Below are 13,158 nucleotides of genomic sequence, written 5' to 3'. Positions count from 1 at the left end.
TGAAATCAATTCGATTGCGAGACAACAGATTAACACAATAAACTTCTAGACGTCCAGACGCCTGTTTTGGTTTGTTGTGCAATTTCAGTTCTCAAACCTGGATTGCGATGACAGCGAAGGGCGCTAACCATGAATTTCGCTCATCTTAATGCAAAAGGTATACAATATGCAAACTCTAGGTATTGCTTCATTAGGCTTTCCACGAATCGGTCGTCAACGGGAACTCAAATTTGCCCTGGAAAAGTATTGGCGCGGCGAGATTGACCAGGCTCGGCTGCAATCGGTTGCCAGCGAGCTGCGTCAAACCCACTGGCAGTGGCAGCAGGCGGCGGGCGTGAAACAGCTGCCGGTGGGGGACTTTGCCTTCTACGATCAGGTGCTCACCCTCAGTGCCACCATAGATGCCATCCCCGAGCGTCATCGCAGCGGCGAGCAGGTGGATCTAGATACCCTGTTTCGAGTGGCTCGCGGTCGAGCGCCCACTGGAGAGGCCTGCCGCGCCGCTCAGATGAAGAAATACTTCAATACCAACTACCACTACATAGTGCCGGAGCTCAGGGCGGGGCAGCGCTTCGCCATCGCCTACGAGCAGCTGTTCGACGAGGTGGAACAGGCCAAATCCCTGGGGCACCAGCCTAAGCCCATCCTGCTGGGTCCGCTTAGCTACCTCTACCTGGCCAAATGCGAGGGCGAATCTTTCGATAAGTTGAGCCTGCTTCCCCAGCTGCTCGAGGCGTACCGGGCGATACTCGCGCGCTTTGCCAGCCAGGGCGTGACCTGGGTACAGCTCGATGAGCCGATACTGGCGCTGGAGCTTGCAAAGGAGTGGCAGGCGGCCTTCGCCCCAGCCTACGCAGAACTCAGTGGTCAGGGGCTTAAGCTGCTGCTGGCCAGCTACTATGGCTCTGTCGCCCATCATCATGAGCTGATCAAGGATCTCGAGGTTGACGGTTTGCACCTGGATCTGGTGAGCGATGCCCAGCAGCTTAAGCAGTTTGCCGCCAGCCTCAAGCCTGCCCAGGTGCTTAGCCTCGGGGTGATCAATGGCCGCAACGTATGGGCGGCGGATCTGGATCTGCTGGCCGAGCGGCTGCGCGGCGTCGTGGCGGATCTTGGCGAACGTGTCTGGCTGGCACCCTCTTGTTCGCTCTTGCATGTGCCCGTGGATCTGGCGAGCGAGACAGAGCTGGCAGCGGATCTGGTCAATCAACTGAGTTTTGCCAGGCAGAAGCTCGATGAGTTAGCGCAGCTGCGTATATTGCTACTCAACTCACAGAGCGATGAGGCGCAAAGCATTGTGGAGCGTTGTGAGGCCAGGCGCGAGGCCCGTGAGCGTGCGGCGAATCCTGAGGTGCAGGCGAGGCTCAAGGGGTTAACGCCTGCAGATTTCACCCGTGGTAGCGGCTTTGGTGAGCGCCGCCGCAAGCAGCAGGCCCGTTTTCGTTTGCCGCTGCTGCCTACCACCACCATTGGTTCCTTTCCCCAGACACCGGCCATTCGCGGTCTGCGTAGTCGCTGGCGTAAAGGGGAGCTGACCGAGCAGGCCTATGTGGCCCAGCTCGAGGCGGTGACCCGTGACAGCATCAGCCGTCAGCTCAAGCTGGGCATAGATGTTCTGGTCCACGGTGAGGCCGAGCGCAACGACATGGTGGAATACTTCGGCGAGCAGCTCGATGGCGTGGGCTTTACCCAGTTTGCCTGGGTGCAGAGCTATGGCTCGCGCTGCGTCAAGCCGCCGCTCATCTACGGTGATGTGTCGCGCCGTCAGCCGATGACACTCTCTTGGGCAAGCTTCGCCCAGAGCCTGACCGACAGGCCGGTGAAGGGTATGCTGACCGGCCCTGTGACCATCTTGCATTGGTCTTTCGCTCGGGAAGATATCGGCCGTGAACAGATAGCCAATCAGCTAGCCCTGGCCATTCGCGACGAAGTGACTGACTTGCAGGCGGCGGGGATAGGGATCATTCAGATAGATGAGCCGGCGTTTCGAGAGGGGCTGCCGCTCAAGGCCAGCGAGTGGCAGCATTATCTCGATTGGGCGGTGGCCGCCTTTAAGCTCAGTGCCGCGGGCGCAGAGGATGAGACCCAGATCCATACCCACATGTGTTACAGCGAGTTCAACGCCACCATAGACGCCATCGCCGCCATGGATGCGGATGTGATCACCATAGAGACCTCGCGCTCGCATATGGAGCTGCTCAATGCCTTCGAGGACTTCGAGTATCCCAACGAGATAGGCCCTGGGGTATATGACATCCATAGCCCCAATCTTCCAACGGTTGAGGAGATGGTGGCGCTTATCGAGAAGGCGGCGACCAAGATCCCCGTGGGCCAGCTCTGGGTCAATCCCGACTGTGGTCTCAAGACCCGTACCTGGGATGAGGTGGAGCCGGCGCTGGCTAACATGGTGAAGGCGACCAAGGAGCTGAGGCGACGCCTGGGCTAGGCCGAGTCTCTAACACGCAGCGGGCGAGCCCAAGACGGAGCGCCCGTTACGCTTTTTATTTACGCTTTTATGACCTGGCTCATCTGCACCGTGAGCTAATCAGTTGGTGGCGAGTGTCGCCTGTCTCTCGGCGAGGCGCTGTGCAAACAGCGCCTCTTCGGCCTCGCTAAAGCCTTGTTTGAGGCTGGTTAAACTGACCTCCAGCTTGCCAGTGGGAAGATAGTAAAACTGATCCGTTAGGGCGAGCTGGGCCCAGATGGCGGCGTCTACCCTCTGCCCCGTTTCTACACAGGCCTGATGCAGGGGCTCAAGTGCCAGGTTCTCGCCGGCGAGCGCGGCGCGCTCAAGGTAAGCGATGGCCTCTCTGGGATGGCGTCGTCCCCTGTCATCTTCATGGAACAGTCGCAGCCCATGGGTAAGATCTATGCTGGCCTGTTGCTCCTGGCTCAGCGGATGCTCGGTCAAAAACTGCCGATACAGGCTCTCGGCCTGCTCCAGCTCATAGCTTCCCATCTTGGCACTTAATTCGTCGACCCGTGTCAGGTGATATGGGGCGGGATCTGTGGCGGCCAAGCGGTAGTAGCTCAGCGCCGTGGGCAGGTGACGGCGGGTGCCTAATCCATCTTCATGGGCCTTGCCCAGGAGGAAGAGGGCATCCGTCCACCACTGCTCGGCCAGCGGCGTGAGCAGGGCGATCGCCTCGCGGTGGCTGTCGCTATCGCGTTTATGTTTGATCAGTAACTCGCCCAGGCGATAGGCGGCGCTGTGATTCTCCATGGCGAGGGCTTGTCTTAGGCACTCCTCTGCCTTGTGGATATCCTGAGGCAGGGCTGTGCCTTCCTGATAGAGGTGTGCCAGCTCGATGAGGGCAAAGTCGTTTTCCTCGGCCACCTCGCGCATCAGGCGCTCTGCCTCGCGGGGCTCGGCCGGGCCGCCTTCTCCCGTTAGCAGCATCTGCGCCAGCTGGCTCTTGGCTAAGGGGTCGCTTTCGGTAATGGCCTCCAGCAGGGCTCTTGCCCTGATGGGATCGGGCTCGCCGTGGTGAGGGGCCAGTAGCAGGTTGGCCAGATGGTACTGCGCCTGCGTGTCGCCCGCCTCGGCGGCGAGGCCGAGATAGTGCAGCGCCTTGGTGCCGTCGGGGTCCAGCAGCGGGCTTTCCTGATAGAGCCTGCCGAGCTCGGCCTGCTGCTTGCTATTGCCCTGATCGGCACCAGGCTTCAACATCTCCTCGAGCTGCTGCTTGCCAGCTTCCTGGGTGGGGTGAACCTTAAATTTGAGCATCTGGTGCTGAAGATTGGCAATCTGCTCATCAAGCCTGGCTGCCTGTTGAAACCAGTGATCGGCCTTAGCCAGATCAAACAGATGGGTGCCTTCCAGGCTGTAGAGTTCACCGAGAAACTGCGCCGCATGGGCCATGCCCATGTCGGCCGCTCGCTCAAGATAGTCGATGGCCAGGGCATCTTTGCCTCGGTTCAAGAGTTGGCTGGCCTGAGACAACACCTCGTCAGGGCCGCCGCTAATCGCTAGAGGTTGTTTATTGCGCCAGTTAAGGTAGACCAGCAGCAGGGTGATGAAGAGTAGGGCTAAGATTACCGATAAAATAACGACTTGCATTGTGGTCCTTCACATTGTCTATGGCAGCAATGAGGCGAGTGCTGATGTTGGGCGATGGATTCGTCCCGAGATCCTCGGCGGCAAGTTTGCACCGGTTTATCTTATTAAACAAGCCATTAGCCTGTTTATTTTTATCGCCTAACCTAAGGTTTCCCCCTTAAGCCTACGTGCCTTAGATGATGCTGGCTAACGCCTAGATAGGCGTCACTCCGGCGTAGGGGATGCCCGACAGCCTGGCCATCTCGCTGTGCCAGGTGGCGAGATCGTCCAGATTGAAATCTTGCAGGCTGTGATGGCCGCAGGCCCGGGCCATCACCTGCATCAGTTCGGTGGAGGCCTGAAGAAAGTTGGCCAGCTGCTGCGCCGATTTATCTATGTTGAGGCGCTGACGTAGGTCGGCATTTTGGGTGGCAATGCCGGCGGGGCAGTTGTTGGTGTTACAGATGCGGGCGGCCACGCAGCCGATCGCCTGCATGGCGCTGTTGGCCAGGGCCACGCCGTCGGCGCCAAGGGCCATCGCCTTGACAAAGTCCATGGGCAGCCTGAGACCGCCTGTGATGATCAGGGTAACCCTGCCGCTGGCGCCCTGCTGGTCGAGGTAGCGCCGGGCGCGGGCCAGGGCTGGAATGGTGGGCACGCTGATGTGATCGCGAAAGATCTGCGGCGCCGCGCCCGTGCCGCCGCCTCGGCCGTCGAGTATGATGTAGTCCGCGCAGGCATCCAGTGCAAACTGGATCTCCCGTTCGATATGGTTAGCACTGAGCTTAAAGCCGATAGGCACGCCGCCGCTGAGTTCTCGCACCCTGTCGGCGAAGCGTTTGAAGTCGGCCACCGAGTTGAGGTCCCTGAAACGCGGTGGTGAGATGGCATCTTGCCCCGCCGGAATGCCTCTTATCTGGGCGATCTTGCCCTGGTTCTTGCTACCGGGCAGATGACCGCCTGTGCCTGTCTTGGCGCCCTGGCCCCCCTTGAAATGGAACGCCTGTATCTTGGCCATCAAGGCTTCCTGGTAGCCAAACTGGGCGCTGGCCAGTTCGTAGAAGTAGCGGGAGTTGGCCGCTTGCTCTTCGGGCAACATGCCGCCCTCACCCGAGCAGATCCCTGTGCCCGCCAGCTCGGCCCCCTTGGCCAGGGCGGTCTTGGCCTCTTCCGATAGTGCGCCGAAGCTCATGTCCGACACCAGCAGGGGGATCTTGAGCCTCAGCGGCTTGCGTGCCTCTGGGCCTATGATCAGCTCTGTCTCGACGGCTTCCTCTTCAAACAGAGGCTTGCTGGCTATCTGGGCCGTCATGATCTGAATCTCGTCCCAGCTGGGTAGCTGATACCTGGGGACGCCCATGGCGACCATGGGGCCGTGATGACCGAGAGTCTTCAGGCCTTCCCTGGCCAGCTGATGGATCAGCTCGACGCCGGGCTCCTCCTGAGTGGCGACCGCCTTGGGCGGCTTGCCGACATTGATTCCTAAGGCCTCGCGTCCAGGCCCTTCTTGGCCCACCTGGTCGGCGGTGAAGTTTTTATGGGTGCCGTCGCAGTAGGGGGCATTGCCCGTGTGTTTGCAGGCGCACAGGTAGGCCTCGCCATCTTTCTCGGCGGTGAAGGCCTTGGGGCTAAACCCAGTTCCCTTATGGGAACCATCGCAGAAGGGCTGGTTATTGGAGCGGCCACAGACACAGAAATAGTATTCCTTGCCTTTGGTGAGCTCGACTTTCTTAGGCTTGTTATCGGCGATGATAGGGTTAACCATGGAATCTCCTTAGGGGCTGCGCATTGGCCGTTGCCTATAGTCTAGGCGCATTTTCGCCGAGTCGCCGCCTGGTGATTCAATGGCTTTGTGCGCTGGGTGTTGACCCGGGGCGGTGAAAAATTCACACTCAGTTGAATCGATTTAGCGGTAATTTCGGTCTGTGTACCGACTGAGGCGAGATCAGCTTGCAGGCTTGAGGAGGTAAGGTGACAAGGCGAGGGAATAAGATGGCTACAGAGTATGCCTTTGAAAGCGGCTTGACCCGGCGGGCGTTTCTGGCTGGAAGCAGCGCCGCGGCGATGCTGTTGGCGGCTAAGCCCCAGTTGAGCTGGGCCGAAACCGAATTTTCCATCACGACAAGGCCGCAAGGTTTTGATGTGATCAACCGCGCCATCATTGAGGCGGTGCAGCTACATCTGTTTCCCGATGATGGCGATGGTCCCTCGGCCAAAGATCTCAATGCCTATCGCTATCTCTTGTGGGCCATGGAAGATCCCGATAATCGCATCGATGAGGACAGGCAATTTATCTTGCAGGGCGCGGCCTGGTTGGAGGATTGGGCCGATACCCAAAGGGGACGTAGTTTTCTGGTGCTGAGCTGGGATGAGCAAGACGCGCTGCTAAAAGAGATAGCTAAGAGCCGCGCCGGTGAGAACTGGCTCTCCCTGCTGCTCTATTACCTGATTGAGGCGCTGACGCTGGATCCCCTCTATGGTGGTAATCCAGACGAGATAGGTTGGCGCTGGCTCGAGCACCAGCCGGGTTTTCCTCGGCCTAAAGCGGGTAAGAGTTATCTCGATTTTTAATCTGGGATGACAGGCCACTTTTTAGCAGATTTTTATTAGGACGCTTTGCAGATGACAGCAGCTAGGGGATTAGCAACTAAGGGGGAGCCACAGACGCCCCATCAATTCGAGGTTTGTATCGTGGGCAGCGGCGCGGGCGCCGGCCCCATCGCCTATGAGTTGGCCAGAGCCGGGATCGACGTGGTCGTGCTGGAAAAGGGCGACTGGTATACCGAGCAGGATTTCGTGAAAGATGAGCAATTGCCGCGCCACAGGGTGTTTCGCTCTCGGTTTGACGAGGAGCGTCACGTGCTCGAGCTACCCGATGGCGAGGGGGGCTGGCGCCGGGAGACCACGGCGCAGTTTTGGGGCGGCAATATCGTCGGCGGCGCCTCTAACTTTATGAGTGGCTATTTCCATCGTCTCAAGCCAACGGATTTTCGTCTCGCCTCGATCTATGGGGTGATCCCCGGCAGCAACACGGTCGACTGGCCCATCAGCTATGAGGAGCTAGAGCCGTATTACACTAAGGTGGAGCAGCTTGTCGGCGTCAGCGGCCGAGTGGTGCAACATCCCCACTTAGAACCTAGGTCGACGCCGGACTTTCCCTTTGTACCTACCGTCGAGCACCCTATCGCGGCGCGTTTCGATAATGCCTGCGAGGCGCTTAAGCTTAATCCGCTGCCGATGGCGCGGGCCATATTGTCTCGCCCCTTCAACGGGCGGATGAGCTGCGAGTATTCCGGCTATTGCGGCAGCTATGGCTGCCATTCGGGTGCCAAGGGCAGCTCCCGGGCGGCGCTGCTGAACCATGCGGTGGCTAGCGGCCATTGCCGCATCATCCCACGAGCCAAGGTGTATCGACTCAATACCGATAGCAAGGGACGGGTGAGCTCTGCCGACTATTTCGATGCCAAGGGCGAGAGTCGGCGGATCCAGGCCAAAATTTTCGTGGTTGCCTGCTACGCCATCGAGAGTGCGCGCCTGCTGCTGGCGAGTACTGGTGAGAAACACCCCAAGGGGATAGGCAATCGCCATGGCCAGGTTGGCAAGAACCTGCACTGCTGCGCCGGCGGGACCGGCCATGGGGTGTTTAAGCTGGATAAACTATCAGCCGAGACCGCCAGAGGCCTCAAGCAGCGCGGTCCCTTCTTTAATCGCGCCCTGCAAGACTGGTATGTGATTGATGATAAGGCGGCGTTCGATAAGCCCGTAAAGGGCGGCACCTTAGACTTCGTGTTCGACCCGCCATCGCCCACCAGTGAGGCGAATGCGCTCAAGTGGCAGGAGGGCAATCTGCTCTGGGGCACGCCGTTCAAGCAGAAGCTTAAGGCGCACTTTACCCAGTCGCGGGACTTTAAGTTTGAGGTCTTCTGCGACTGGCTCACCCATGATGAGTGTTTTGTCAGCCTGGATGATGAGGAGAAGGATAAATGGGGCCAGCCGGTGGCCAAGGTGCGCGCCGGTTTTCATCCCCACGATCTTAAGGTTGCCCAGTATCTGGTCGATCGCGGCGTGGAGGTGATGCAGGCCATGGGCGCCGACGAGGTCTGGGGCAATGTGTTTAGCGACCCCACGGCCAACCTAGTGGCGGGGGGATGCCGCTTCGGTGTCGATCCGCGCACATCTGTGCTTGATCCCGATTGCCGGGTACACGATTGCGATAATCTGTATGTGACCGACGGCGCCTTCATGCCAAATGGCGGGAGCGTCACCCCGACCTTTACCATTTATGCCAACGCCTTTCGGGTGGCCGACAAGCTGCTAGGGCGCTTAAAGCAGGCTTAGCTGTGGTGATTCAGCACGGATTTTGCCCCTGGGTACACAGGGGGCGCAAAGCTTTTCTATACTCAAGGGGATAGCCAGTTTGCAACAGGAGATCCACTATGAGTCATACCTACAAGATCATCGAACTCGTTGGTTCCTCACCCATAAGTTCGGACGAGGCGATTAAGAATGCCATCGAATCGGCCAGTCAGTCGCTGCATCATCTCAGGTGGTTTCAGGTGGTCGAGACCCGGGGGCACTTAGAGGCCGGCTTGATTGCCCACTGGCAGGTGACGATTAAGGTGGGCTTCACCTTAGACTCAGATTGATGATGCAAGGCGTCAGGCGTCCCGGGGCAGCCCCTTTTCGACGGTGCGGATCACCCTCTGGGTCTTACGATTGATTTGAACGTCACCAGACTGCTGGCGCGCCAGCGCCCAGTCGACATGCTCGCGTACCATGTCGTCGACCTCTTCGCTGTCCCGGCGAGCCTCGAGGGCGGCGATTACATCCTCTGATGCCGGGGCATTACCCAGGGCAATCGCTATGTTGCGCAGCCAACGCTTATGGCCGATACGGCGAATGGCGCTGCCTTCGGTAAACTTGAGAAACTCCGCCTCGCTCCAGGCAAAGAGGGTCAATAGTGCTGGACGTTTGAGCGGGTCCCGAGTATGAAAATCGCTTTCCTGGGTCAAGGGCGCCTCACCATTGACCGGACACACCAGCTGACAGTCGTCACAGCCATAGATGCGGTTGCCTATCAAGGGCCTGAACTCCTCGGGAATTGCCCCCTGCAGTTCTATGGTGAGATAGGAGATGCAGCGTCTGCCATCCACTACATAGGGCTCGACGATGGCGTTGGTGGGGCAAGACTTGATGCAGGCCACGCAGGTGTTGCAATCGGCTTTGACTGGAATATCCACAGGTAGCGGGAGATCGATAAGCAGCTCACCCAGGAAGAACCAGCTCCCCGCCTCATGATTGAGTAGCAGGCTGTGCTTGCCCGTCCAGCCGAGCCCGGCCTTATCTGCCAGTGGGCGTTCTAAGATTGGCGCGGAATCCACGAAGGGGCGGTAATTGGGGCGCGCTAACCCTAAGTCATCCAGCTCGGCCTCAATCTGCTGCCCCAGCTTCTTTAGCCGGTTGCGGATCATCTTGTGATAGTCACGGCCCCCCGCGTAGCGCGAGATATAAGCCAGATTGGGGTCTTTAAGGTGGGTGGCAAAGCCGGCCTCTGGCGGCAGGTAGTCCATGCGCGCACTGATGACCCGCACCGTGCCCGGATGCAGCTCATGAGGGCGGGCGCGCATCATGCCATGACTCTCCATATAGCCCATCTCGCCGTGGTAGCCCTTATCGAGCCAGGCCTGTAGTTTGGGCTCTTCGGCGCCGAGATCGGTATCGCAGATGCCGATTTGCGCAAAGCCTAATGCCTTACCCCAGGTTTTGATCTTAAGGGCGAGCTGCTGTAATGCTTGAGGCGTCAGGGCGCTGTGGTGAGACATACTTTGGACCAAGAGTGGTGAGGTCAGGATAACTGTGGCGCCATGATAACAGTTTTGCTTTGCGTGAGAAAATTTAACACGGCTGGTCAAGGCGATGACTAATGCCAGTGGTTAAGGCCATGACTAATACCAGTGATTAATCTAGTGGTTGGGGTTTTGCTTAAAAGAATAGCGAGGGCCTGGTCTTGCCTCTAATGGCGCCTATTGCAATTTGGCTGGGCGCTATTTAAGTTGGGAAGAGGAGTCGAGAAAAGGGCTCGGCAGCATAGGCACAAATTTAGGCTCTGAATATAGGCACTAATTTAGACACTAACTATAGGCGCTGAATATGGGCGCCAAATATAGGCATTAGTATAGGCATAGGGAAAGCCTGCCCATCTTAGACGATAATCAATAACAGGCGTTGGCCTAACTTGCGGGAGAGCAATTTGATCTGGTGTAGCGCGTGGCGCATCTTGCTGATTGGTTTATCGCTGATCTATTTATCACTGCTTGGTCTATCTCGTCCGGTTGGGGCGGCGCCCCTGCGTATGTTGACCGAAGAGTGGGCGCCCATGAGCTATCAGGAACAGGGGCTTCCCATGGGCTATGGTGTCAGCCTGGTACGGCGCCTCGCCAGTGAACTGGGCGAAGAGGCCAATATCGAGGTATTGCCTTGGGCGAGAGCTTTTGCCATCGCAGAGGGGCAGGCCAATGTGCTCTTGTTTGCCACCTCTCGCAACGAGCAGCGCAGCAGGAATTTCGATTTCGTCGGTCCCATAGCCACCACCAGTATCTCCATCTATGCCAAGGCCGATGACAGGGTGACGCCCGCATCGGTAGCCGAGCTGGATGCCCTGGGTAGCGTCGGCGTCTATCGTGGTTCTCTGGGGGAGTCTATCCTGATGCGTCAAGGGGTAGAGCACCTGACTGTGGCTAGCTTTCCCCAGCAGTCGGCGCGTCAGCTACAGCACGATAGGATCCGTTTCTGGTGTCAGGCAGATCTGGCGGTGGCGCGACTGCTGGACGAGGTGAATATGGGGCTGGATGAGGTGCATCCGGTGTTGGAGCTGGCGCAGATAGATCTCTATCTGGCTTTCTCTAAGGGGACCGATCCAGAGCGGGTGCTTCGCTGGCATGATGCCCTGGCTAAGCTGCAGGCATCAGGCGAGATGGCGCGCCTCTATCACGAATGGTTTCCCAAACTCACTCCACCCCATCGTATCGAGTTGCTTAAACACGGTGACTTAAGTTTGTAGGTCGCTGGTTTTTCGCGGTTAGCTAACCGCGACTATTGGTTGACTGCTGCGTCTTAACTGTGGCTTCTGGTTAATTGCAGCTGTCGGTTAATTGAAATTATTAGGTATCTAATATGGCGCAGTTACGACCCGATGACTTGGCGCGGTAGAGGGCATCGTCGGCCCGTTTCAACAGCTGCTCGAAGCTCTTGTCGCCATCTGTGCAGGCGATACCTGCGCTGATGGTGAGCTTGAAATTCATGTAGACGTCATCGAAATTGCTACTCTCTACCGTGGTGACCAAGCGCTGGGCCACATTGAGGGCCTGCTCGGCCGTAGTGCCGGGCAGGATAACCAGAAACTCTTCTCCGCCGACACGCCCCACCAGATCTTGTTTACGCATCAGTCCGTTGCTGATGTTGGCGAGGGCGATGAGCACCTTATCACCTATATCATGGCCATACTTATCGTTCACCTTCTTAAAGTGGTCGGCATCGAACAGTATGATCGACAGCGGGTGGTGCTCCTCATTCTTGGACTTGAAGTATCCCTCACCCTTGGAGTAGGTGTAGCGCCGGTTAGGCAACTGGGTCAGGTGGTCCGTCAGCGCCAGGATTGAGAGCAGCTTGGACTTCTGTGACTGCTTGTAGGCGACGATCGAGAGAATGATCATGATGATGCAACCCAGCACGATCACCGCCAGTTGCAGATACTTGTTCTGCTTGAGGATCACCAGCTCGTTTTCCTTGATCTTCTGCAGTTCGATCAGCTGCTGGTTCTCGCGCTCTATCTGCTCGGTATTGAAGCGGGTTCGCATCTCGGTGGTGCGGTTGGTCTGCTGGGTGGCATCGAGTGCCTTATGGGTCTGGATATAGCTCAGCAGCGCCTCGTAGGCCTGTTGCCAGTCTTTTTCGGCGACGAATATCTGGCTATGTACCATGTGTAGCTTTTCCAGGCCGCGGGTATTCTTGATCGCCTCGAAGCTCCGCTTGGCCTTGTCGATATAATCGAGTGCCTGAGGATATTGCCCCTTGTTGAGGGCCGACTGTGCCTGATAGAGGCGCATGAAACTATAGCTGCCCCCTATTTCCGGTTGCACGTGCTTCTCTGCCAGATCCAGGTAGGCCTTGGCTTCGTCTTCACGGTGAAGCTGAATCAATACGCCGGCGACATTCACTGCTGTATAGGAGCTGGCCTCTTCGCCCTGGGTATCGCGCCAGTATTGATGGGCTTCCCTGTGTTTCTTCAGCGCCGCCTCATACTCGCCCAGCTCTTCCAGGGCGAAACCTATCTCTGTCTTGATGGCGTTGGCACCGTCTCTGTCACCCGTATCTTCGAATCCTTTTTCCAGCTTGCTATAGTACTTGATCGCCGTCTGGGGATCGCCGAAGCGGCGATAGCTGGTGGCCAGCTCGGTGAGGTTATAGATGGCCCAGTATTGCAGGTTGAGGGATTCATAGAGGTGTTGGGCGGTGATCAGATCCTCCAGCGCCTGGGCAAAGTTGCCCTGAAAAGAGTAGATGGCGCCGCGCAGTGAGCGTGAGTCGGCGATCAGCCTTGGGGATTCTATCAGATAGGCTTCGGCGACAACCTTGTTGTATTCCTCCAGTGCCACCTCCACCTCGCCCAGCAGTTGGTGCATGAAGGCGCGGCACAGCTTGAGATCTGTGGTTATCTCTGGCGAGGCTGCGACCCCTTCGGTAAGGAGTTTCATGTCGGCAAAGGCGATGGCATCTTTGAGCGCTTGCTGCTTGGTGATGTCATAGTTGTTCCAGCAAAGCACAGTCTGCAGCTTGAGGTAACGCTCCATGTCATCGGGCGAGACATTGGTCGTCAGGAAACCAAGCGCCTCTTTGATCGCTTCTTGGTCACTATATTCGCCGTGATCGAATTTCTTGAAAATAGCATCTATCTCTTCGGCGGTATTTTCTTGCGCCAGGCTCGATGGGCTGAGCCCTAAGAGTGGGAGGCTAAGACTGATCAGCAGCAGAGACGTTATCCAGGGTTTTGCTTTTATTTTTCTTGTCATTTTTAGCTTTGCCAACCTTGCTATGTGACCATTTAACCATAGCATAAACAC

General features: G+C 57.6%; 10 protein-coding genes. 6 read left to right on the top strand and 4 right to left on the bottom strand.

Annotated features, from left to right (window positions below; translation table 11 throughout):
* Positions 1-166 precede the first annotated feature (166 nt).
* Complete coding sequence (metE, locus tag L1D43_RS12720) at positions 167-2,446, top strand: 5-methyltetrahydropteroyltriglutamate--homocysteine S-methyltransferase (protein WP_239852078.1); 2,280 nt, start codon at positions 167-169, stop codon at positions 2,444-2,446.
* 99 nt (positions 2,447-2,545) lie between these two features.
* Here the strand turns inward: metE and L1D43_RS12715 are convergent, their stop codons facing one another.
* Positions 2,546-4,060 (bottom strand): hypothetical protein, encoded by a 1,515-nt coding sequence (locus L1D43_RS12715; protein ID WP_239852076.1) that lies wholly within the window; start codon positions 4,058-4,060, stop codon positions 2,546-2,548.
* 1 nt (position 4,061) lies between these two features.
* On the opposite strand from L1D43_RS12715, the gene L1D43_RS12710 reads away from it, so the two are divergent.
* Positions 4,062-4,202, top strand: coding sequence for a hypothetical protein (locus L1D43_RS12710; protein WP_160290135.1), 141 nt, complete (start codon positions 4,062-4,064; stop codon positions 4,200-4,202).
* Between the two features lie 51 nt (positions 4,203-4,253).
* On the opposite strand, the gene L1D43_RS12705 is transcribed toward L1D43_RS12710, so the two are convergent.
* The gene (locus tag L1D43_RS12705) at positions 4,254-5,804 is read right to left on the bottom strand and encodes a glutamate synthase-related protein (RefSeq protein ID WP_239852074.1); all 1,551 of its coding nucleotides are present in this window, start codon (positions 5,802-5,804) and stop codon (positions 4,254-4,256) included.
* Between the two features lie 227 nt (positions 5,805-6,031).
* Between L1D43_RS12705 and L1D43_RS12700 the strand changes: the two genes are divergently transcribed.
* The 3 genes from L1D43_RS12700 to L1D43_RS12690 all read left to right on the top strand — a co-directional run bounded on the left by L1D43_RS12700 (position 6,032) and on the right by L1D43_RS12690 (position 8,685).
* Positions 6,032-6,610 carry a gluconate 2-dehydrogenase subunit 3 family protein gene (locus L1D43_RS12700; protein ID WP_239852073.1) on the top strand — a complete coding sequence of 193 codons (579 nt, stop codon included), beginning with the start codon at positions 6,032-6,034 and terminating at the stop codon, positions 6,608-6,610.
* 51 nt (positions 6,611-6,661) lie between these two features.
* Positions 6,662-8,377 carry a GMC family oxidoreductase gene (locus L1D43_RS12695; RefSeq protein ID WP_239852070.1) on the top strand — a complete coding sequence of 572 codons (1,716 nt, stop codon included), beginning with the start codon at positions 6,662-6,664 and terminating at the stop codon, positions 8,375-8,377.
* A gap of 98 nt (positions 8,378-8,475) precedes the next feature.
* Positions 8,476-8,685 (top strand): dodecin, encoded by a 210-nt coding sequence (locus tag L1D43_RS12690; RefSeq protein ID WP_041508698.1) that lies wholly within the window; start codon positions 8,476-8,478, stop codon positions 8,683-8,685.
* A gap of 12 nt (positions 8,686-8,697) precedes the next feature.
* On the opposite strand, the gene queG is transcribed toward L1D43_RS12690, so the two are convergent.
* The gene (queG, locus tag L1D43_RS12685) at positions 8,698-9,861 is read right to left on the bottom strand and encodes a tRNA epoxyqueuosine(34) reductase QueG (protein WP_239852068.1); all 1,164 of its coding nucleotides are present in this window, start codon (positions 9,859-9,861) and stop codon (positions 8,698-8,700) included.
* Positions 9,862-10,289: 428 nt separating this feature from the next.
* Here queG and L1D43_RS12680 point away from each other — a divergent pair, with 428 nt between their 5' ends.
* Positions 10,290-11,099, top strand: coding sequence for a transporter substrate-binding domain-containing protein (locus L1D43_RS12680; protein WP_345773706.1), 810 nt, complete (start codon positions 10,290-10,292; stop codon positions 11,097-11,099).
* Between the two features lie 100 nt (positions 11,100-11,199).
* On the opposite strand, the gene L1D43_RS12675 is transcribed toward L1D43_RS12680, so the two are convergent.
* Positions 11,200-13,107 (bottom strand): diguanylate cyclase, encoded by a 1,908-nt coding sequence (locus L1D43_RS12675; RefSeq protein WP_239852066.1) that lies wholly within the window; start codon positions 13,105-13,107, stop codon positions 11,200-11,202.
* Between the last annotated feature and the right edge of the window lie 51 nt (positions 13,108-13,158).

This window comes from Shewanella sp. Isolate8 (assembly GCF_022398495.1).
Classification (GTDB): domain Bacteria; phylum Pseudomonadota; class Gammaproteobacteria; order Enterobacterales; family Shewanellaceae; genus Shewanella; species Shewanella aquimarina.
This window is presented reverse-complemented; position numbering and strand designations above follow the sequence as displayed.